Origin of the sequence: Corallococcus sp. EGB (assembly GCF_019968905.1) — a bacterium.
Lineage (GTDB): Bacteria > Myxococcota > Myxococcia > Myxococcales > Myxococcaceae > Corallococcus.
In genome coordinates this window covers 1,167,639-1,188,070 of sequence record NZ_CP079946.1, presented here as the reverse complement: position 1 = coordinate 1,188,070, position 20,432 = coordinate 1,167,639, and the positions used below count along the sequence as shown (strand labels likewise).

Below are 20,432 nucleotides of genomic sequence, written 5' to 3'. Positions count from 1 at the left end.
CGTCAGCGCCCTTGCCGCGGGACTCAGGCCCCGGCCTTGTCCGGGTCGTCCTCGAGGTGCGCGTCGCCCATCACCGGCTGGTAGTCCCACGGGAAGACGAAGAGCGCGTCCGTGGACAGCCCCACGTGGTCCGGCGTGAAGCCCTCCGGCCGCGCAATCAGGCACGCGGTGCGGATCTCCGTCGCGCCCATCTTCTTCGCGAGCGCCGAGGCCAGCTCCAGCGTGTCCCCGCTGGACGCGATGTCGTCCACGATGAGCACGCGGCGGCCCTTGAGCTCCCGGGGCATCTCCTCGCTCACCTGCGGCTGGCCGCGCTCCTGGGGGCGCTCGGCCTTGTCGCGGCTGCGGCGGCTGATGCGCACGGGGAAGAACTCGCAGCCGAGCGCGCCCGCGAGCGCCCCGCCCACGAACACGCCGCCGTGGGCCACCCCCACCACCGCCTGCGGCTCCCAGCCCTGGCGGATGGTGCGCGCCAGCGCCTGCACCCGCCGGTCGAACTCCGCCCACGACAGCTCCACCACGCCCGTGGACTTGTGCCGGGACTGGTCGCGGCCGGTGGGTTGGCGCGGGGCCTCCACCTGGGGCGCGAGCACCATGTCATTGGGAATGGAGACGATCTTCTCCGCCCCTGCCTTCTGGGAGGCGGAGGGCACGGACTTCGAAGAAGGGGTGCGAGGGTCCTGGGACTTCGGCGGCGCTGCCCGCTTGATGGCCACGACGAAAGCTCCGGGTGAAGTGCGGCGGCCCTGTCATATCCCGAGCACCGCGACCCCGCCACAACCGCCGCGCCTGCTTCACCGGGGGATGTGAGGCGCTGAAACATCCCCCCGGTGCGAAAAGGATGTCTGTCTTCAAAACAGCGTCCCTGTCCCCGAGGGCAGGTTCAGGCGCTGCCCTCCGCGAGCATCCGCTGAATCTCCCCGCCGGGGATGACATAGCGCGTCGTGCAGAACTGGCAGGTGGCCTCCGCCTGGCCCTCCTTCTCCAGCAGGTCCTGGAGCTCCTCGCGGCCCATGGCCAACAGCGCGAGCTTCACGCGGTCGCGGCTGCACGAGCAGGTGAAGCGCAGCGGATAGCGCGACATGACCTCCAGGTCCGCCTCCGGCACCAGCGAGCGCAAGAGCGTGAGGGCCCCGTCCTTCGCGTGCGCCTGCACGGCCGTCTGGAACTGCGCCTTGAGGCGGGTGCCCAGCGCGCGGAAGGCCTCCCGGTCCCCGTCGGGCAGGGGCTGCACCAGCAGGCCCACCACCGTGGCCAGCGGATCCTCCTGGCCGTCCACCGGGCCCGGCAGCTGCGTCATCAGGAGGTGGGAGGGCACCTGATCCGACTGGTGGAAGTAGCGCTCCAGGTCCGCCACCAGGTCGAAGTGCTCCAGCTCCACGGACGAGCGGTAGTACTCGCCGCCGCCCTGGTCGCGCAGCACGGACAGGAAGCCCTGGTTCCCCAGCACCGGGCGCCAGTGGTAGCGCCCCTCCGCTCCCGAGTACTCCACCAGCGTGTTCTTCACGTAGCCGCGCACGACGCCGTTCGCGTCGCCGTCCACGAAGAGGCCGCGCAGGGGGCCGTCGCACTCCAGTTGCAGGTTGATGCGGGAGTCCGTGCCCTTCCGGAGCGAGCCCATGAGGGCGGCGGCGGTGAGGCCCTGGGACAGGAGGGCGGCGGAGGCCGGCATGCTCTGGTGCGTGGCGCGGGCCTGGCGGGACAGGTCCCCGGTGGTGGCCAGGACCAGGCGCAGGTCCGACGCCTTCAACAATCCACTGACAAGCTCATCAGGCATAGGGCTGGTTAGCGTGCCCCACCCGTTCGCGCCCGCCAATGGAAGAGGGACGGAGACAGGACGCCCGCCTGGAGGCCAGCAGTCAGGGCGGGGGGCTCGCATCGCGCGGGCTTATGAGTCGGTGTTCCCCGGCTGCCACGGGTGGGGCCAGCGGATGCGGAAGAAATCCAGCCGGCGAGACGGAACGGCTATAAACCGCCTGCTGGCCGTAGCACCCAGGCCCTGACTTGGGCTCGCGGGGGTCTTCCACCCCACCCATCCGCGCGCCCCGCTGGAGACTCGATGAGCACCCAAGCCACCGCCGAAGCCATCACCGACCGGACGCCCCTGCTGAAGTCGCGGCTGGGCTCGTTCCTCGCCGTGGTGCCCCTGAGCATCTGGGTCATCAACCATCTGTGGGACAACCTGTCCGCGTTCTACGGCGCGACGGCCTGGGAAAAGTCGGTGACGGAGTACGCGAACCCGTTCGCCCAGGCGTTCACGTTCATCATCGTCATGCTGCCGCTGCTCATCCACGCCGCGTGGGGCGTGCTGCGCATGTTCAGCTTCAAGCCGAACAACCTCGCGTACAACAACTACGGCAACCTCAAGTACCTCGTGCAGCGCGTGGCCGGCCTGGGCGTGCTCGCGTTCCTGGGCGCCCACATCTGGCTGGCCTTCCTGCACCCGCGCCTGGTGGAGGGCCACGCGGAGCCCTTCATGGAGATCGCCCGGGAGATGCACTTCCACGGCCCCACGCTGGTGGTCTACCTGCTGGGCACGCTGGGCACCGCGTACCACCTGGCCAACGGCCTGCAGACCTTCGCCATGGGCTGGGGCATCTTCGCGAGCGACCGCTCCATGCGCCGCTTCGAGCCCATCTCCATCCTCATCTTCCTCGTCCTGCTGGCCATGGCCTGGGGCACCATCTACGCCCTCTACACGGCGGGCGCGGCGTACGGCCCGGCGGGCCTGGACGTCGGCTGAAGCGGGCCTGGGTCCATCGCCGGGACCGAGAGGTCCCGGCGCCTGAAAACACGACCGGCCGCCCCTGGCATCCAGGAGCGGCCGGTTCGCTTTTCAGGGGAGAGGCCCCAGGGCGTTAGAACGGGATGTCGTCGTCCGCGCCGCCGGGGTTGCCGCCCATGCCGCCGCCGTCGTCCATGCCCATCGGGGGCGGCTGGCCGTAGTCGTCGCGTCCCTGGGAGTAGCCGCCGTTGCCCTGCTGCTGCCGGCGCCCGCCGCCGCTGCCGCCGCCGTAGCCCTCACCGGCGTCACGGCCGCCGAGGAAGGTGACGGAGGTGGCGACGACCTCGGTGGTGTAGTTCTTCTTGTTCTCCTTATCCATCCACTCGCGCGTCTGCAGACGGCCTTCGACGAAGCACTGCCGTCCCTTCTTGAGGTACTCGCCGCACAGCTCCGCGAGCTTTCCCCAGACGACGATGCGGTGCCACTCGGTGCGCTCCTGCTTCTGGCCATTCTTGTCGTTCCAGCTCTCGCTCGTCGCGATGCGGAAGTTCGCCACGGCCTGACCGCCCGGGGTGAAGCGCACCTCGGGGTCCGCCCCGAGGTTGCCGATGAGAATGACCTTGTTCACGCCTCCAGCCATGTTTCCTCCCGAAACCAGGCCCACCAAGGGCCCGGCACAACCCGCGGGGCTACACGCCCCGACAGGTTCTTCAGCCCATAGCATCCACCACTGACATTCCCCTGGCGAGAAACCGGCCGGGGGTGTCAGGGCGCACGTCCGCCTGCTCCCCGGGCGGGAAGCCTCAGGGATTCCAGGGCGTTGGGCGTGGAGGGAGCGGGAGGAGCGGTGCGCCCGCCCGGACGCCTGCGGTCCGGGCGGGGGAGACGTCGCGGGAAGCCTACCCGCCCGGGCGGAGGACGCCGGAGGCAGGGACCACGTTGGGCGTGGCGGAAGCCGGCGCCACCACCTGGACGGGCTGGGCGCGCTGGGAGGCGCGGGCCTCGGCCGTCTTGGTGGTGAGCGTGGAGTCCAGCCCCCTGGCGAAGGCGACGAGCTGCGGATCCGCCCCGCCGGAGCCCAGCTTGCGCAGGGACTTCCAGAACGGGTGGGTGGTGTCGCCGGTCTTCAGCAGCCCCTGGGCGAGCAGCGGCACGCTCGCGTCGCGCTCGGCGGGGCTGGCGGCGCGCAGGGCCGCGACCAGCTCGTCCGGGGCGGTGCGGGCCACTTCCCCCAGGCCGTCCACCAGCTCCTCCTGGGCCTGGGGGTCCTGGGCGGCGCCGGCCGCGCGGCACAGCTCCAGCACCCGGGCCAGGGCCTCCGTGTTTCCGCCGGAGGCCAGCTCCACCATGCTGCTCACGCCGGGCACGCCCACGGACAGGGCGCGGGCCACCTGGCGCAGGCGGCCGTAGACGTCATCCGTGGCGGAGTAGCTGTCCAGCAGCGTGCGGGTGCCCAGGTAGTCGTGCGGGTTGGACTGGTAGAGGCCTTCGGCGAGCACGGCGCGCACGGCGGGGTCGCGCTCGCTGCGCCACGCGGTGCGCAGGAAGCCGATGTTGCGTTGATCGCGCTGCTTGCCCAGCTCCAGGTAGGTCTTCACGCGGTTGGCGATGTCCGGCAGACCGCCCTGCGCCTTCTGGCCTTCATTGAGGGCGGCCAGCGCGTTGCCCGGCCCCAGCGTGGAGCCGGTGGCGGCCACGGCGGCGCCCAGGGCGTCCATGCCCGCGACGACGGGGCCGGCGCGGCCCGCGTAGTCGTTGACCATGATGGAGAAGGAGAACTTCTCTCCGCCCGCGGACTGCACGTAGCCGCTGAGCGCGGAGACGCCCTCCAGGGTGCCCGTCTTGGCGCGCAGCCGGCCCACGGCGTCCGTGCCGTCGAAGCGGTATTTGAGCGTGCCGTCCTTGCCGGCGATGCCCAGCGAGGACAGGTACTCCGGGGCCAGCGGGAAGCGCTCGTACATGTGGCGCAGCAGCCGGTCCACCTGCGCGGTGGAGAAGCGGTTGGCGTCATTGAGGCCGCTGCCGTTCTTCATCACGAAGGTGCCGCGCGGGATGCCCACGTCGCGGTCGAGGAACTCCTCCACCACGTCGATGCCCTTGGCGAACGAGCCCGGCGCGCCGCGCAGCTCCGCGCCCATCGTCTTGAGGAGCGTCTCCGCGATGAAGTTGCTGGACAGCTTGTTGAGGCGCTTGAGGACGATGTCGAACGTGTCGGACTGGGCCACGTACACGACCTTCGCGCGGGACGGCGTCAGGCCCAGCTTCACCTTGCCCTTCACCTTCACGCCGCGCGACACGAGCAGCTGCTTGAGCGTCCCGCCGAAGTACATGGGCGGGTTGTCGATCTTCTTCCAGACGCTCACGGCGCCGCGCTCGTCGGGGACCTGGCCCTTGACGATGATCTTCTGCTTTTCGCCGGACCCGTCGGACTTCACGGACACGCGGCGCGCGCGGCCGGGGCCGCTGGTGACGGAGCTGTCCACGACGAAGTAGTCGCTGGGGGGCTCCATGTCGACCACGGCCTTGCCGCCGGGGGCGGAGCGCACGTAGACGGCGACGGCGTTCCAGTTGAGGCTCACCGCGCCGGTGGGCGCCATGTACGCGCGGTCGGAGTCCTCCTGGTCATAGCCGGGCGGGGTGCGCTCGGCGTCGAACCAGGAGTCATCCACGACGATGTCCTGCACCTCCTTGAGGCCCGCGTGGAGCAGCTCGGAGGTCATGCCGTAGAGGCGCTCGGTGGTGATGGTGGGGTCGCCCTTGCCGCGCACGTAGAGCGTCTTGACCTTGCCGTCCGCGGGCAGCTCCTGGTCGACGAGGAACTCCGTCTCGTAGCGGTACTCCGGCCCCAGCGAGACGAGCGCCGCGGAGGACGTGACGAGCTTCACGTTCGAGGCCGGGTTGAGCAGTTCGTCCGCGTTGTGGCTGAACACCACGGTGCCGTCGTCCAGGCTCTGCATGTGCACGCCGACGCGGCTGCTCTTGAGCGCGGTGCGCTGCATCACCTGTACGAGCGCGTTCTTCAGCGCCTCGCGTTCGGCCTTTTTGTCAGCGGACGGCGACGCGGCCAGCGTGGCGGAAGGAAGCCACAAGGCAATGGCGGTCGCTGCCCAGAAGGGTCTGGTTCGAAAAACCTGCACGCACGCTCCAGGGAAGTCGCGATCCATTATGAAGAAGGGACGAAAGGGGCGGCAAGGGAGGGGGGAGGATCCACGTTCGTCATGACCCTGCCCGCCTGCCTGCTTCCTGGAAACAGGAAGGAGGCTGTCGCAGCATGGACGTCCCGCCTGACATCCACCCCGTGACAGACGCCATGCCTCCCCTGCCCTTCCGTGCCGTCCGGGTGTTCGCCCTCGCGCTGATGCTGGTGCTGGGCGCCGGCTGCCGCGAGCCTGCGCCCCCTGCGGGCATCACGGTGTTGTTGGAGGCCCCACCGGACAGCCTGGATGACCGCTTCGCCCTGACGGCACACGGACAGCGGCTGGCGCAGCTCATCAGTCCGGGGCTCATCACCTTCGATGACGCGAGCCGGCCGGTGCCCCAGCTGGCGGAGTCCTTCCGTGACGTCTCCGCAACGGTGGTGGAGTTCGTCCTGCGGCCGGGGCTCACCTTCCACGACGGGAGCGCCCTCACCGCCGAGGACGTGAAGGCCACCTTCGATGCCCTGCGCGACCCGAAGCTGGGCAGCCCGAAGCGTGAGCGGTACGAGCCGCTGGAGCGGGTGGAGGTGGTGGATGCCCGCACGGTGCGCTTCCATCTGAAGCGGCCGTACGCGCCGCTGCTCGCGGAGCTGTCCGCGGCCATCCTGCCCTCGGAGCGCGCGGGGCCGCAGGGCATCGAAGCGCAAGCAGCCCATCCGACAGGCGCGGGCCCGTTCCGGTTCGAGTCATGGCCGGATGAGGAGCACCTGACGCTGGTCCCCTTCGAAGGCTGGTACGCGGGCAAGCCCGCCGTGTCGCGGCTGACGTTCCGCGTGGTGCGGGACGAGACGACGCGGGTGCTGGAGCTGCTCAAGGGCCGGGCGGACCTGGTGGTGAACGGCGTGTCCCCGGCGGTGCTGCCCGCGCTGCGGCAGGCGCCCCACCTGCGCGTGGTGACGAAGCCGGGCACGGGCTTCACGTACCTGGGGCTCAACCTGCGCGAGGGGCCGCTGGCGGACGTGCGCGTGCGACAGGCGCTGTGTCACCTCATCGACGTGCGCCCGCTGGTGGAGCACAAGCTGCACGGTCTGGCGGAGCCCGCGTCCAGCATGTTGCCCCGTGAGCACTGGGCCTTCACGTCCACGCCGGGGTGCGGCTACGCGCCGGAGGAGGCGGCCCGGCTGCTGGACGCTGCGGGGTATCCGGATCCGGACGGGCCTGGGGGACGGCCGCGCATGACCTTCACCTTCAAGACGAGCACGGACCGCTTCCGGCGCGCGGTGGCGCTGGTGCTCAAGGAGCAGTTGGCGAAGGGCGGCATCGCGGTGGAGGTGCGGGCGCTGGAGTTCGGGACGTTCTTCGAGGACGTGCGCCGGGGGCGCTTCGAGCTGTTCACGTTGAAGTGGGCCGCGGTGATGGAGCCGGACCTGCTGCGGGGCGCGTTCCATTCCGCGAACATCCCCGGACCGGAGAACCACTGGGGCGGGTTCAACCGGGGCGCGCTGAAGGACCCTGCGCTGGACCGGGTGCTGGACGCGGCGACGCAGGCGCCCCGGGAGGAGCGGAAGGCGTTGTATGCGGAGGCGCAGCGGGAGCTGGACGCGGCGCTGCCCGTCATCCCGCTGTGGCATGAGGCGAGCGTCGCGGTGGTGTCCACGCGGCTCGCGGACTTCGAGCCCAGCGCGCACGGACTGCTGCTGCCCCTGGCGAAGGCGCGGGAGGTGACGCCGTGACCCGGAGGCTCGTGTCCGCGGTCATCGCGATGGTGGGCGCGCTGCTGCTCGTGTCGCTGTTCCTGCACCTCGTGCCTGGAGATCCAGTGGACGTGATGCTGGGGGAACAGGCGACGCAGGTGGACCGCGCGGCGCTGCGGCAGGCCGTGGGGTTGGACTTGCCTTGGTACGCGCAGCTCTGGACGTTCGCGCGCGACCTGGCGACGGGAGAGCTGCGCACGTCGCTGCCTCCGTTCCAGCGCAAGGTGCTGCCGGCCCTGGGCGCGGCGCTACCGTACACGCTGCTGCTCACGGTGGCGGCCCTGGCGGTGTCCCTGGCGCTGGCGCTGCCCCTGGGCGTGACGGCGGCGGCGCGGCGAGGGACGGCCGTGGACGCGGCGGCGATGGGCGTGTCCGTGGCGGGTGTCGCCCTGCCCCGCTTCTGGCTGGGGCCGGTGCTGATCATCCTCTTCGCGTTGAAGCTGGACTGGCTGCCCGTGTCGGGCGCGGAGTCGTGGCGGCACCTGGTGCTGCCCGCGTTCACACTGGGCACCGCGCTGGCCGCGTTCCTCGCGAGGATGACGCGCGCGACGATGCTGGAGGCCCTGCGCGAGGACTACGTCACGGTGGCCCGGGCCAAGGGTCTGTCGCCTCGCGTGGTGCTGTGGAGGCACGCGTTCCGCAACGCGCTCCTGCCGCTGGTGACCGTGCTGGGCCTGGAGTTCGGCGCGCTCTTGGGCGGCGCCATCGTGACGGAGAAGGTGTTCGCGTGGCCGGGCATGGGCACGCTGCTGCTCACCGCCATCGAGAAGCGCGACTACAACACCGTGCGCGCCACGGTGCTCCTCTTCACGTTCTGCTACGTGCTGGTCAACACGCTCACCGACCTCACCTATGCGTGGGTCGACCCGCGCGTTCGGAGGCGCTCATGAGCGCGGCCCCTCGCTTCCGGCTGCATTCGTGGGGTGCCCGCTTCGGGTTGGTCGTGGCGTGCGTCTGGGTCTTCACCGCGCTGTTCGCGCCGTGGCTCAGCCCCCACGCGCCGGACGCCATCGACCTCACGCGTGAGCTGTCGCCTCCCACGTCCGGGCATCTGCTGGGCACGGCGGAGAACGGCATCGACGTGCTCACGCACGTGCTTTACGGCGCGCGCGTATCGCTGGAGGTGTCCTTCTTCGCGGTGGTGCTGTCGGCCGCGGTGGGCATCACGCTGGGCGGCATCGCGGGCCATGCGGGCGGGCTCGTGGACGAAGCGCTGATGCGGCTGGTGGACGTGCTGCTCGCGTTCCCCGGCATCCTGCTGGCGCTGTTCATCACCGCGGTGCTGGGGCCCAGCCTCGCCAACGTGGTGTTCGCGCTGTCCTTCACCGGGTGGACGGGCTACGCGCGGCTGACACGCGGACAGGTGCTCACGCTGCGCGAGCGTGACTACGTGCAGGCTGCTCGGGCGCTGGGCAGCGGGCCGGGCCGCATCCTCGTGCGGCACCTGCTGCCCAACGCGGCGGGGCCGCTGCTCGTGCAGGCGACGTTCGCGCTGCCGGGCGCCATCGTCGCGGAGGCCTCCCTGAGCTTCCTGGGGCTGGGCGTCCCGCCGGGCACGCCATCGTGGGGCGCGCTGGTGGACCAGGGGACGCAGTACCTGCTGGTGGCACCGCACGTGGCCCTCTTCCCGGGCATCGCGCTGGCGCTCACCGTGCTGGGCTTCAACCTGCTGGGCGATGCGCTGCGCGACGCGATGGATCCACGCCACGAGGGGCGGTGACTTGAAGGCCCCGGGCGTCCCTGGCAGGAAGCAGGCACGGAGGTGACGAAGACATGAAGGCCGTGGTGCAGCGGGTGCTGGAAGCGTCGGTGACGGTGGACGGGAAGCGCGTGAGCGAGATGGGCCCGGGCCTGCTCGTGCTCCTGGGCGTGGGCAAGGGAGACACCGACGCGGACCTCACGTGGATGGTGGAGAAGCTGGCCACGCTGCGCATCTTCGAGGACGCCGACGGAAAGATGAACCTGTCGCTGGAGGACACGTCCAAGCACCTCATCGTCGTGAGCCAGTTCACGCTCTATGGCGATGCGCGCAAGGGCCGCCGGCCCAGCTTCATCGACGCGATGGAGCCCGTCGCGGCCAAGGCCCTCTACGAGCGGGCCTGTGAAGCGCTGCGCCAGCGCGGACTCACCGTGGGCACCGGCATCTTCGCCGCGGACATGAAGGTCGCGCTCGTGAACGACGGGCCCGTCACCATCCTCCTGGAGAGCCCGCCGAAGGCCGCGCCTCCGGCCTGAGTTCCCGAGCATCCCTGCGCCCCCCGCCTGGCACGGTCTTCAAAAACCTGTCCGACTGTCGGACAGGTTTCCGCAGAGCGCCGCCGACGGGGCGCCCCCGCAGGATTCTCTCTTTCTCATCCAACCGGACGGACCTCAGGTGTCGGGGTCTGGCTCGTCACGGGGTGGGAAGCGCTGAAGCTGTACCCGCAGGGACCCAGAGGCCCGCCTCAACGCAACCGCGTCGAGCGCGAAGTCCGCGTGCACCTTCGCCCCGAAGGAATCGATGGCTGGCCGGGGCCGCAACTCGCCCCTCACCTGAACCCGCACGTGGACTTCCCTCCCGTCGCCAGCGAGCCGCTTGAACACCAGGTTGGGCTCGGTGAAGTGCAGGGACTCCTGCGTGGGCGCTTCCGCCGCGAGCCCCTCGAGCCAGTCCGCCAACGCCGCGACCTCGAAGGTCTCGAGCGCCGGGTCGGTGGCCCTCCACGCGACGGAGGCGAAGACCGCATCGATCTCGATGTTCAGCCAGTTCAGCGCGTCATCCCCATCGGGGAACTGGTAGCCCACGAGGCGGAGCGCGAAGCGCTCTCCACGCTTGTTCTCGAACAGCATCAGTGCACGTCGAGCGTGCGGCGGAAGAAGGCCACGCCTTCCGCGTTCGTCCGTGCGTGCGAGGCCGGGCGCGTTCCCGCCACCGGGTCACGGCACAGCATCGCGATGACGTCGAAGCCCTTCGGGTAGCACTCAGGCAGGAAGGTGAAGTGTCCCGCGTCGTCCAGGACCACCGTCGTCGTGGTCGCGGCTGGCAGCAGCCCGGACAGGTGCATGCCGTGTGCCTCATGCGGCATCAGCTCGTCGCCCTTCGCGAGCACCAGCTCCACGGGCTTCTGGATGTCCGCCGTGTCCCGCGCTTCGAACGAAGCCGCCATGCCCGGCGCCATCGCGAACGCGGCCTTCACTCGCGGATCCAGATACGACGCGCGCGCGTGCTTCATGTCGATGCGGCTGTAGTCCACGTCGCGCAGCGCCTCGCACCCAATCTCCTCTCGAGTGCCTGGCGTCTTGCAGCGCTTCTCGATCCACTCCAGGTTCAGGTTCAGGCCCACCAGCGCCAGCGCCGTGTAGCCCCCCATGGAGTGTCCCGATGCACCGATGCGCTCCGGATCCACTCGCGGGCCCCACTTCGGATCCTTCAGCAGGTGGTCCAGGATGACCGTGAAGTCCTGCGGACGCTCGTAGGCGCGTGCGAAGCCCTCCGGGCTCGTGTCTCCGTAGGTGTTGCCCGGGTGGTTCACCCCCACGACGATGAAGCCGTGCGCCGCCAGGTTCGAACCGAACCAGGACAGGTCCATCACCGAGCCACCACTGCCGTGTGACAGCAGCACCACCGGCCAGCGCTCCCGCGCCTCCGCCAACGGTGCGTCCTTCGCGCCGTAGAAGGGCTTGAACAGGTCCGACGGCGCGCGGTTGTCCATCGGCGTGCCGGGCGCCACCGGGTACCAGACCACCGGCTTCAACGTGCGGTGACGGACCGCGTCCTCATAGGTCAGCGCCTGCGTCACCCCCACCGCGTAGACCGCGTCCGCCCCGTAGAGCGACGTGTGGTCCGTGCGCGGAGCCTCCGCCTTCTTCGAGGAGGAACAGCCGCCAGTCAGCACCGCGGCGGCGACGAGGAGCAGGGGACCCACCGGAGACACGAAGCGACGCATGGCGCCGGATCATTGCCGGAATCAACGGAACAGGGAAACCCTGGAAGCACCGGCCAGGGACCTGGCCGTCAGGTCACAGCCGCACGGTGGTCCCGCGCGTCACCAGCGCGGCCAGGCCCTGCTTCGTCTGCGCGGCGGTGCGCAGGTGCAGCGTGAGCGCGCCCAGCTCGCGGATCCACGTGGCCGCGCTCGGCCCCAGGCCGGAGAAGAGCACCGACAAGGGCGGCGGCTGGGGCAGCTTCCCCGTCCAGTAGCCCAAGACCTCGTCGCGCTCCGGCAGCATCGGCAGCTTCAGGCGCTCCTGCTCGCGCGCCAGCAGCCGCTCCAGCTTGCGCGGCAGGTTCACCTGCCAGTGCAGCACCGTCTTCGCCGGCCGCCAGGCCCAGTCCGCGAAGGCGAACCGCTCACGGACCGCGTACTCGCCCCGGCCCTGCGTCACGAAGACGCGGTCCGGCGGGAACTCCGGGAAGGGCTCCCACTGCCCGGCCAGGAGCGACGCCAGCCCCTGCTCTCCCGGGGGACGCCGGCGGAAGTTGTCGCGCACCACTCGCGCCGCCTTCACGTCCCAGTAGGGATAGGCCGGGTCCTCCACCATCAACGCCAGGTTCAGCGCCTCGTCCCACTCGTCCGCGTAGCCACCGGGGGCGCCGCCCACCTCCCAGCCGCCGGGCGCCTCGCGCCAGGGCTGGAACACCAGCCGGTCCACCAGGTCCATCCACCCATCCGAGTCCACCGACCCCACGCCCCCCGGCAGCGCCGACGAGGCCAGCCGCTGGCAGAGGGTGAACGCCTGCGCGTCCCCCAGGTGGTTGGCGAGCTCCTCCAGCGCGCCGGACGCATCCCCCATGGCGCGCGTGAAGAATGGCAGCACCTGCTCGTGGAAGAAGCGGTCGTTGATGGGACGCAGGACGACGTCCATGTGGGGCGCCTCCTGTCAGGCCCTCAGGGCCGCGCGTCTTCCTGGACGATGAGGGCGTGGATGTCCGCGGCCGTGGGCGCCTCCAGGATGGCCGCCCGGAAGCGCGGGTTCTTGAAGAGCCGCGAGATGCGCGCCAGCGCCTTCAGGTGCACCCCCGCGCTGTTCTCTGGCGCCACCAGCGCGAAGAACAGGTGCGTGGGCTTGCCGTCGATGGACTCGAAGTCCACCCCCGCGCGCGACACGCAGAAGGCCGCCTGGAGGCTGTCCATGCCCGCCAGCTTGCCGTGCGGAATGGCCACGCCTTCACCAATGCCCGTGCTGCCCAGCTTCTCGCGTTCCTGGAGCACCGCCACCAGCCGGTCCTCGCGCAGCGTCGGGTGCGCCCGGGCCAACGTGGCACTCAACTCGCGCAGCACCTCCGGTTTCGTCTTGGACTGCATGTCCGCGACGACCGCCTGGGGGCTGAGGAAATCGGCGATTCTCAATGGCGCTCCCGCACTGGCGCTCCGGGCCGGCAATGATTCCTCGGCCGGCAATTACTCCTCACACTGGATTCGCGCAAGGGTCGCCTGGGCGGTCACAGGCGCTTCGCTCACTGCGCGTCAGCCCGGGCCGCTCCCCCACCCCGGGCCCCGGGTCCGGGGATGCTCCCGGACCCAGGCCCCAGCCTGGCTGTCAGGTGCCGGTGGCGGCCACCGGCGCGGCGGGCAGGTGCGGCTCGATGAGGCCGAACCCCCCTTCCTTGCGGCGGTAGACGATGGACAGCGCCTGGGACTGCTGGTTCTGGAACACGTAGAAGTCGTTGTTCATCAAGTTCATCTGCATCACCGCGTCATCCACGGACAGCGACTGGATGGCCAGATGCGTGGTGCGCACCAGGCGGGCGACGCCCGACTCGGCCACCGGCGCCTGGGCGACGGGCGCGGCCTGGGCCGCGGGCCTGGCCTCTTCGGGGGCGGCCTCGGCGGCCTCGGCGTCGTGGACCTCGAAGATGTCGTGGCGCACCTTCACCAGGTCCTGGCGGTGGTGGACCTTCTCACGGCCGTGGTGCGACTTGAGCTTGTCCCGGTAGCGGCGCAGCTGGCGTTCGATCTTGTCCATCGCCAGGTCGATGGACGCGTACATGTCATCGCTCTTCTCACGCCCCCGGAGGATCCATGCGCCGGAGTGGATGGTGATGTCCGCATGATGCAGGTGCCGCTCCAACGACAGCACCACGTGGGCCTCACCAGCCCGGTCCAGCAGTCGGTTCACCCTTTCGACCTTTTCACGGGCGTACTCCTTCAGCGAATCCGACGCTCCGAACTGACGGAAGGTGATGTTGAGCTGCATGCGTGGCTGCCTCCTAGGGAGAGAGGTAAGCTCCGTCACAGATCAGAAACGGAGCCCACGCCGAAAGCAACCCGGCCCCCCAGGTTGGAACTTCCCGTACACGGCTCGCGCTCGCGCAAGCGACCGCAATAGGACACGTCTTGTGTCCGCTGGCGGGCACGTGGTGGGGGCTGCGACCCGGGCCTCATTTTCCGGCCGGGAGTCCCCCACCCCGAGTGCGTGGTGCGCAGGCCAGCAACATGCCTCCGGTGACGCCCGGGATGTCTCCGGTGACGAAGCGCGACTCGCCGCACGCGAGGAACACGTACGAGGGCGCGAGCTCCGCGGGACGTCCCGTGGGCGAGTTCTTGCCGAACTCCTTCACCTTCTCCCCGTCATGGGACTGGGGAATGAGCGGCGTCCACACGGGGCCCGGCGCCACGGCGTTCACGCGGAGGCCCCGGCCGATGAGCTCCTGCGACAGGCCCTGTGCGTCAGGGCACCACGGACAGCACGAAGTCCTGCGCGTGGTAGATGGCGCCGGAGCACGAGGCCACGCCCGTGCACTCGGTCACGGCGCCCACCAGGTCCGCGCCCAGCGTCAGGGTGTGGTTGGCCTGCGGGGTGCCCGCGGGGATGGGGAGGGTGACCTTGTTGCCGTCCTGCGTGACGGCGAGCACGCCGGGCGCGCGCCCCCCCTCGCGCAGGAGCAGCGCCTCCACGGGGCCGGGCACCTCCGTGGACGGCTCCCAGAGGAAGACATAGGACTGCCCCACGCGCAGCTTGTCCGGAGCGCCCTCTCCCTGGAACGTGAACTTGCGCTTGGCCTTGGCGTTCTGGACCACCAGGCGCACGGTGCCGCTCGAGTCCTTCAGCTGCACGACGATGTCCTCCACCGGCTCGCGGCCCCAGGCGGCCGGGTCGTAGTTGAAGTAGGCGCGGCTGTTCTCACACGCCTCCGAGCGTCCGCCCACGTCCGACGCGCTGCCCGGCACCAGCGTCATGGGCTGGCCGTTGAGGGTGGCCGTCACGTCGTCCGCGAAGCGCGAGCAAGGGCCGTCCGCCTTCACGGAGTAGCTGACGGTGAAGCGGTGCGCGCCCTGCGCGTCCGGCGTCTCCGCGTCGTCCACGTCCGTCAGCGCGTACGTGAGCGAGCGGTCCGAAAGCTCCGCCAGCGTCATCACCTTCGTCTCGCCGCCGCCACAGCCGGTGAGCGCCACCAGCGCCCCCAGGGCAGTGAGGCAGGAGAAGGTTCGACGCGGGCTCGGGAAGAGAAGGGTCATGGCGGCCGGCACCCTATCACTGCCGCGCCAGCAGTCCTTCGAGCCGCGCCTTCACGCCGGGCCACTCCGTGTCGATGAACGCGTAGTACGCGCTGTCCCGCACGACTCCGCCGCGCACCAGCATGTGGTTGCGCAGGATGCCTTCGAAGGAAGCGCCCAGCCGCTCGATTGCCGCCCTGGAGCGCGCGTTGCGGCTGTCCGTCTTGAGCTGCACGCGCATCACGCCCAGCGTCTCGAAGGCGTGCGTGAGCAGCAGGAGCTTGCACTCCGTGTTCACCCGCGTGCGCCACGCCCGGCGGCCCAGCCAGGTGGAGCCAATCTCCAGCGTCCGGTACTCGCGGGAGATGTCCATGTAACGCGTGGTGCCCACCACGCCCCCGCTCGCCCGCTCGATGATGGCGAAGGGCCGCTCGGTGCCCGCCGCGGCCGCCTTCAGCGCGGCGGTGACGTAGGCCGCGACGTCGTCTTGCGTGCGCAGCACGCGCGAGAAGTGGGTGAAGATTTCAGGTTCGCAGACCGCCGCGAGCGCGGGCACGTGGTCCAGGCTCAGCGGCTCCAGCCGCGCCGCCCTCCCCTCCAGGGTGACGGGAGGCACGACGAGCGGCACGCCTTCACGACGGGGAACGCCGACATCGGTGGGGAGCACGGGGTCCATGGACCCGCTTTATGCCCCATTTCCGGCCCTGATGATTGGACGCTCAGGGCCGGAGGGCGGCGCACGGCTCAGAAGTACTTCTTGCGCTTGCTGCTGGGGAGGATGCCCAGCACCTCGCGGTACTTGGCCACCGTGCGCCGGGCGATTTCCGTGCCCTGCGCGCGCAGCAGCTCGACGATCTTCTGGTCCGAGTACGGGTTGCGCGGGTCCTCCTGCGACACGAGCTGCTTGATGTGGTGCTTCACGGCCTCGCTGGCCGTGTCCTCGCCGGACACGCGCGCGATGGACGAGTTGAAGAAGTACTTCAGCTCGAAGATGCCCTGCGGCGTGTGCACGTACTTGCTCGTGGTGACGCGGCTGACGGTGGACTCGTGCATGCCGATGTCCTCCGCCACGTCGCGCAGGATGAGCGGCTTCAGGTGCGCGATGCCCTTGTCCAGGAAGTCCCGCTGGAACTTCACGATGCTCTCGGTGACCTTGTAGATGGTCCGCTGCCGCTGGTGGATGGAGCGGATGAGCCACATCGCGCTGCGCAGCTTGTCCTGGATGAACTCCTTCGTCTGCCCGGGGCTCACCGCGCCCGTCTTGAGCGCGTTCCGGTACATGCCGGAGATGCGCAGCTTGGACAGGCCGTCGTCGTTGAGCACCACCGTGTAGTCGTCCCCCAGCTTGTAGACGAAGACGTCGGGGGTGATGTACTGCGCGTCGTCCCCGCTGAAGTTGCGGCCCGGCCGCGGGTCCAGCTTCGGGAGCAGCTTCGCCGCCGCGACCACCTCTTCCAGGGAGACCTTGAGGTCCTTGGCGATGGCCGGCAGGTTCTTGCTCTCCAGGTACTTCATGTGCCGCTTGATGATGAGGCCCAGCAGCGCCGCGTTCGGGTCCTTCATCGCCTGCAGCTGGATGAGCAGGCACTCCTGCAGGTCGCGCGCGCCGCAGCCCCGGGGCTCCAGGTTCTGGATGCGCCGCAGGGTGCGCTCGGCCACGTGCATGGGCACGTCCGCCTCGTTGGCCAGGCGGATGAGCGGGTCGCCCTCCACTTCCGGCAGCTTGAGGTAGCCGTCGTCGTCCAGGTTCCCCAGGATGAGCACGCCCACGCGGCGCTCGGCCTCGTTGAGCCGCAGCGTGCCCAGCTGCTCCTGGAGGTGGTCGACCAGGTCCTCCTTCTTCACCATGTTGGCTTCGAACGACGGCAGGTCGTCCGTGGCCACGTTGCCCTTGTTGGAGGCGGTGGTGGGCTCGTTGAACTGGTAGCTGTTGAGGTAGGACTCCCAGTCAATCTCCGGGGGACCCTCGCCGTCCGCCTTGAACTCCTGGGCGGTCTCCGGCGTCGCCGACGGCAGGTCGATGTCGCGCGCGATTTCCGTGTTGTCCGCTTCGAGCGAGGCCTCGCCGGGCTCCTTGTCGGCGACCTCGCCGGGCATGCCCTCCTCGGGCTGCTCCAGGAGCGGGTTCTGCTCCATCTCCTCGCGCACCTGGTCCAGGAGCTCCATGCGAGAGAGCTGGAGGAGCTTGATGGCCTGCTGCAGCTGGGGCGTCATCACCAGCTGCTGGGCGAGCTTCAGGCTCTGTTTGAGTTCCATCGCCATGCGGGGGCGTCTCCAGAAGGCTAGCGGGCCACTTGATTGGGAACTCCAATCAAGGACCGTGCCAACCTAACAACAACCCCCCGCCGCGTCCAGTGTCCCAGCGCATGGTTTCTGATTTGCATCGTCAAAAATCCGCTGGAAATCCGACAGGTTGTCGCAACCCCCGCCTGCCTGGCAGATGTTCAAACGTCGACGCAAAAGTGAGGCCAACTTCACCCCAGGCATCTGGAGGCATACCGGGAGAGCGGCTCTTCACGGAGCCTGGAGACGGAACCGGTCTCCCAGGTAGACGGCTTTCGCGCGGGCCGAATTGGCGATCTGCGCGGGCGTCCCCTCTTCGAGGATCTGCCCCTGTGCGATGATGTAGGCCCGGTCGCAGATGCCCAGGGTGTCCTGGACGTTGTGGTCGGTGATGAGGATGCCCAGGCCCCGCTCGCGCAGGAGGTGGATCTGACGCTGGAGGTCGCCCACGTTGATGGGGTCCACGCCGGCGAAGGGCTCGTCGAAGAGGATGAAGCCGGGGGCGGGGATGAGGCTGCGGGCGATCTCCGCGCGCCGCCGCTCGCCGCCGGAGAGGGTTTCGCCCCAGGACTCGGCGACGTGGGAGAGGCCGAACTCCTCCAGGAGGGCGTCCGCGCGCTTCTTGCGGTCCTGGGCGGTGAGGCCCTTCTCCAGCTCCAGCACGGCGAGGAAGTTCTCGCGCACCGTGAGCTTGCGGAAGACGGAGGCTTCCTGCGGCAGGTAGCCCACGCCACGGCGGGCGCGGCGGTGCATGGGCAGGTGGGTGAGGTCCTCGTCGCCCACGCGCACCCGGCCCGCGTCCGGCGTCACCAGACCCACCACCATGTTGAAGCTCGTCGTCTTGCCGGCGCCGTTGGGGCCCAGGAGGCCCACGACTTCACCGGGGGCGACGTTGAAGGACACGCCCCGCACCACCTGACGGCCGCGGAAGGACTTCTGGAGCCCTTCGGCGAACAGCTTCGCGCCGCTCACGGGGTCACCCCCGTGGCCTTGGGCACGGGGGCCTTCTTGCGGGTGCCGGGGACGACGGTGGAGGCCGGGGAATCCACGAGGATGCGGGCGTTCTCCACCTCCAGGCGCTCGTTGCCGAGGATGAGGCGCACCTTGGTGCCGGTGAGGTAGGTGTTGCCCTGCCGGGCCTCCGGAGACCCCGTCACCACCAGCACGCCCGAGGGCACGTCGTAGTCGGCGCGCTCGCCCCGGGCCTGCCGGTCGCCGTCCACGGCGCGCACGTTGCCGGCGCACACCACGCGCGTCACCTGGCGGGTGGCGTTGTAGTAGCCGGTCATCTTGTCGCAGCGGATGTCCATGGTCTGGTGCTTCACCACCACGTTGCCGGTGAGCACCGCCTGGTTGCGGTCGCCGGTGACGTGGTCCGCGGACAGGTCCACCGGGTTGCGCAGGCCCGTGGGCGCCAGGGACGTGCCCGGCGGGGGGGCCGGGGTGCCCGGGGCCGGCGCGGCGGGCGGAGCCGGGGCGGCGGCACCGGGCTTCGCGGCCGGCGTGGCCTGCGCGACGGCCGGGGCGCCGGGCGTGGGAGGCGCGGCGGCCTGGGAGGACGCGGGCTGCGCCAGGAACAGCGCCATCACGAGGAACTCAATCACTCCGTCGCTCCACCCAGCACGGCTTGGACCGTGCCCTCGAAGGTGAACGTCTGGTCCGCGGCGGACAGCGTGAAGCGGTCCGCTCGCATCTGGTAGTCGGGGCCCTTCATCGTCACGCCCTCCTCGCCGTGGGCCCGCCGCGCATCCGCGTCGTAGGTGAGGCGGGGGGTGTTGGCCACCAGGCCCTCCCCCGTGCGCACCACGACGCCGCCCGAGCCCACCCACGTCTTGGACGCGAGGCTTCCGTCCATATTCGGCGCGGCGATGGTGGTGCCCGCCTGCTGTGACGCGGGCGAGCCCTTGCCGGGAGGCAGGCTGACGACGACGTCGGTGGCCTGCACCTCGCCGCCCGCGCGCCGGTAGAGGACGCGCGCGGCGGTGCCGGAGACCTGGAGCGTGTCGCCTTCATAGGAGCGCAGGTGCGCGCCCTCCAGCACCACGTCCGGGTGCGGCTCGTTCACGGCGCCCGGAGCCGGACGGCGCGGCGAGCAGCCGGTGGCGAGGAGTCCCAGGAGGCTCAGGGCAAGCAGGCGCGGCACGAGGTCTTCCTTATCACCGTGCCGGGGCGGACGGCGCGTCAGGTAGGGCTGGGGGAACGTCCTCGGGAGGACGCGTCTTCCAGCGCTGATGCATCCACACCCACTGTTCGGGCGCGCGGCGGATGGCCGCCTCGATGCGCTGCGACAGCGCGGCGGTGAGGGCCTGCACGGCCGCTTCACGCTCCGTCGCGTCCGGGTGCGGCACCTCCTCCATGGTGAGCCGGTAGCCCTGCCCTTCGCGCTGACAGAAGCCCACCACCACCGCCGCGCCGGTGCGCAGCGCCAGGTCCGCCGCCGCGCGCGGGGTGGCCGCCAGCTCCCCGAAGAAGGGCACGAAGACGGACTGCACCTTGGTGTCCTGGTCGATGAGGATGCCCAGGATTTCGCCGCCGCGGAGCGCTCGGAGCATGGCCCGGGCCGCGCCCTCCTGGCCGCGCCAGATGCTGCGCACGCCGCCCCTGGCCCGGAAGTCCTCCACCAGCGCGGTGAGGCGCGGGTCGCTGGTCTCCTTGGCGATGCTCTGGCTGGGGTAGCCCGCCTTCGCCACGCGCCGGGCGAGCAGCTCCCAGTTGCCCACGTGTCCGGACACGAAGACGACGCCCTTCCGCTTCGCCAGCGCGGCCTCCAGCACGCGGCGGTCCTCCTCCGGCCAGGCCACCAGGGCCTCCAGCCCGGCCTCCAGCGCGCGCGAGGAGGCCACCTCCAGGGCCGCGGCGGCCAGGTGGCGGAAGGCGCCCCGGGCGAGCGCGTCACGCTCCGCCTCCGTCCTTTCCGGGAAGGCGCGGGCCAGCGACTTGAGCGCCTTCCTGCGCTCCCCTCCCGCGAGCGCGTACGCCCAGCCGCCCAGCGTCATGCCCAGGGCCCGGGCCGTTCCCAGGGACAGGAACTGGAGCACGCGCAACATCCCGGCGATGAGCAGGTAGCGCAGGTAACGCTTGAGGCGCTTTGTTAAAGGGGGACGCTCCACGACGC

Annotated in this window: 22 protein-coding genes; 5 read left to right on the top strand and 17 right to left on the bottom strand. The window is 70.3% G+C overall.

What is annotated here, in order from left to right:
• Positions 1-23: 23 nt before the first annotated feature.
• Entirely contained in the window at positions 24-716 is a 693-nt protein-coding gene (locus KYK13_RS04880; RefSeq protein WP_223642348.1) for a phosphoribosyltransferase, read from the bottom strand.
• Between the two features lie 167 nt (positions 717-883).
• A complete protein-coding gene (locus tag KYK13_RS04875; protein ID WP_223642347.1) occupies positions 884-1,777 on the bottom strand; it encodes an Hsp33 family molecular chaperone HslO in 894 nt (297 codons plus the stop codon).
• Positions 1,778-2,059: 282 nt separating this feature from the next.
• Here KYK13_RS04875 and KYK13_RS04870 point away from each other — a divergent pair, with 282 nt between their 5' ends.
• On the top strand, positions 2,060-2,743 hold the full coding sequence (locus KYK13_RS04870; RefSeq protein WP_223642346.1) for a succinate dehydrogenase: 684 nt from the start codon (positions 2,060-2,062) through the stop codon (positions 2,741-2,743).
• Between the two features lie 115 nt (positions 2,744-2,858).
• Here the strand turns inward: KYK13_RS04870 and KYK13_RS04865 are convergent, their stop codons facing one another.
• Positions 2,859-3,365 (bottom strand): single-stranded DNA-binding protein, encoded by a 507-nt coding sequence (locus KYK13_RS04865; RefSeq protein WP_223642344.1) that lies wholly within the window; start codon positions 3,363-3,365, stop codon positions 2,859-2,861.
• Between the two features lie 259 nt (positions 3,366-3,624).
• Complete coding sequence (gene dacB, locus KYK13_RS04860; RefSeq protein ID WP_223642342.1) at positions 3,625-5,862, bottom strand: D-alanyl-D-alanine carboxypeptidase/D-alanyl-D-alanine-endopeptidase; 2,238 nt, start codon at positions 5,860-5,862, stop codon at positions 3,625-3,627.
• Between the two features lie 134 nt (positions 5,863-5,996).
• Between dacB and KYK13_RS04855 the strand changes: the two genes are divergently transcribed.
• The 4 genes from KYK13_RS04855 to dtd are packed head-to-tail and all read left to right on the top strand — an operon-like array spanning position 5,997 to position 9,851.
• Positions 5,997-7,595: an ABC transporter substrate-binding protein gene (locus tag KYK13_RS04855; protein ID WP_223642340.1), complete on the top strand. Its 1,599-nt coding sequence runs from the start codon at positions 5,997-5,999 to the stop codon at positions 7,593-7,595.
• Positions 7,592-8,506: an ABC transporter permease gene (locus KYK13_RS04850; RefSeq protein WP_223642338.1), complete on the top strand. Its 915-nt coding sequence runs from the start codon at positions 7,592-7,594 to the stop codon at positions 8,504-8,506. Before KYK13_RS04855 ends, KYK13_RS04850 begins: the two co-directional genes overlap by 4 nt.
• Positions 8,503-9,336, top strand: coding sequence for an ABC transporter permease (locus KYK13_RS04845; protein WP_223642337.1), 834 nt, complete (start codon positions 8,503-8,505; stop codon positions 9,334-9,336). The genes KYK13_RS04850 and KYK13_RS04845 overlap by 4 nt, the downstream gene beginning before the upstream one ends.
• Positions 9,337-9,389: 53 nt before the next feature.
• On the top strand, positions 9,390-9,851 hold the full coding sequence (gene dtd / locus KYK13_RS04840; protein WP_223642335.1) for a D-aminoacyl-tRNA deacylase: 462 nt from the start codon (positions 9,390-9,392) through the stop codon (positions 9,849-9,851).
• Between the two features lie 135 nt (positions 9,852-9,986).
• Here dtd and KYK13_RS04835 read toward each other — a convergent pair whose 3' ends face one another.
• The 13 genes from KYK13_RS04835 to KYK13_RS04775 all read right to left on the bottom strand — a co-directional run bounded on the left by KYK13_RS04835 (position 9,987) and on the right by KYK13_RS04775 (position 20,427).
• On the bottom strand, positions 9,987-10,445 hold the full coding sequence (locus KYK13_RS04835; protein ID WP_223642333.1) for a hypothetical protein: 459 nt from the start codon (positions 10,443-10,445) through the stop codon (positions 9,987-9,989).
• On the bottom strand, positions 10,445-11,542 hold the full coding sequence (locus KYK13_RS04830; protein ID WP_223642332.1) for an alpha/beta fold hydrolase: 1,098 nt from the start codon (positions 11,540-11,542) through the stop codon (positions 10,445-10,447). The genes KYK13_RS04835 and KYK13_RS04830 overlap by 1 nt, the downstream gene beginning before the upstream one ends.
• A gap of 73 nt (positions 11,543-11,615) precedes the next feature.
• Positions 11,616-12,461, bottom strand: a complete 846-nt coding sequence (locus KYK13_RS04825) for a hypothetical protein (RefSeq protein WP_223642330.1) — start codon at positions 12,459-12,461, stop codon at positions 11,616-11,618.
• Positions 12,462-12,484: 23 nt separating this feature from the next.
• Complete coding sequence (locus KYK13_RS04820) at positions 12,485-12,946, bottom strand: PTS sugar transporter subunit IIA (RefSeq protein ID WP_223642328.1); 462 nt, start codon at positions 12,944-12,946, stop codon at positions 12,485-12,487.
• Between the two features lie 190 nt (positions 12,947-13,136).
• On the bottom strand, positions 13,137-13,793 hold the full coding sequence (gene hpf / locus KYK13_RS04815; protein ID WP_223642326.1) for a ribosome hibernation-promoting factor, HPF/YfiA family: 657 nt from the start codon (positions 13,791-13,793) through the stop codon (positions 13,137-13,139).
• Positions 13,794-13,977: 184 nt separating this feature from the next.
• Positions 13,978-14,256, bottom strand: a complete 279-nt coding sequence (locus tag KYK13_RS04810) for an SDR family oxidoreductase (protein ID WP_370645400.1) — start codon at positions 14,254-14,256, stop codon at positions 13,978-13,980.
• A 10-nt stretch (positions 14,257-14,266) separates the two neighbouring features.
• Entirely contained in the window at positions 14,267-15,055 is a 789-nt protein-coding gene (locus KYK13_RS04805; RefSeq protein ID WP_223642324.1) for a hypothetical protein, read from the bottom strand.
• 16 nt (positions 15,056-15,071) lie between these two features.
• A complete protein-coding gene (locus KYK13_RS04800; protein WP_223642323.1) occupies positions 15,072-15,710 on the bottom strand; it encodes a GNAT family N-acetyltransferase in 639 nt (212 codons plus the stop codon).
• A gap of 68 nt (positions 15,711-15,778) precedes the next feature.
• Positions 15,779-17,296, bottom strand: a complete 1,518-nt coding sequence (gene rpoN / locus KYK13_RS04795) for an RNA polymerase factor sigma-54 (RefSeq protein WP_223642321.1) — start codon at positions 17,294-17,296, stop codon at positions 15,779-15,781.
• A gap of 252 nt (positions 17,297-17,548) precedes the next feature.
• Entirely contained in the window at positions 17,549-18,289 is a 741-nt protein-coding gene (gene lptB, locus KYK13_RS04790) for an LPS export ABC transporter ATP-binding protein (protein WP_223642320.1), read from the bottom strand.
• On the bottom strand, positions 18,286-18,921 hold the full coding sequence (locus tag KYK13_RS04785; protein ID WP_223642319.1) for an LptA/OstA family protein: 636 nt from the start codon (positions 18,919-18,921) through the stop codon (positions 18,286-18,288). The genes lptB and KYK13_RS04785 overlap by 4 nt, the downstream gene beginning before the upstream one ends.
• Positions 18,918-19,460 (bottom strand): hypothetical protein, encoded by a 543-nt coding sequence (locus KYK13_RS04780; RefSeq protein ID WP_223642318.1) that lies wholly within the window; start codon positions 19,458-19,460, stop codon positions 18,918-18,920. Before KYK13_RS04780 ends, KYK13_RS04785 begins: the two co-directional genes overlap by 4 nt.
• A gap of 13 nt (positions 19,461-19,473) precedes the next feature.
• Positions 19,474-20,427, bottom strand: a complete 954-nt coding sequence (locus tag KYK13_RS04775) for a lysophospholipid acyltransferase family protein (protein WP_223642317.1) — start codon at positions 20,425-20,427, stop codon at positions 19,474-19,476.
• Between the last annotated feature and the right edge of the window lie 5 nt (positions 20,428-20,432).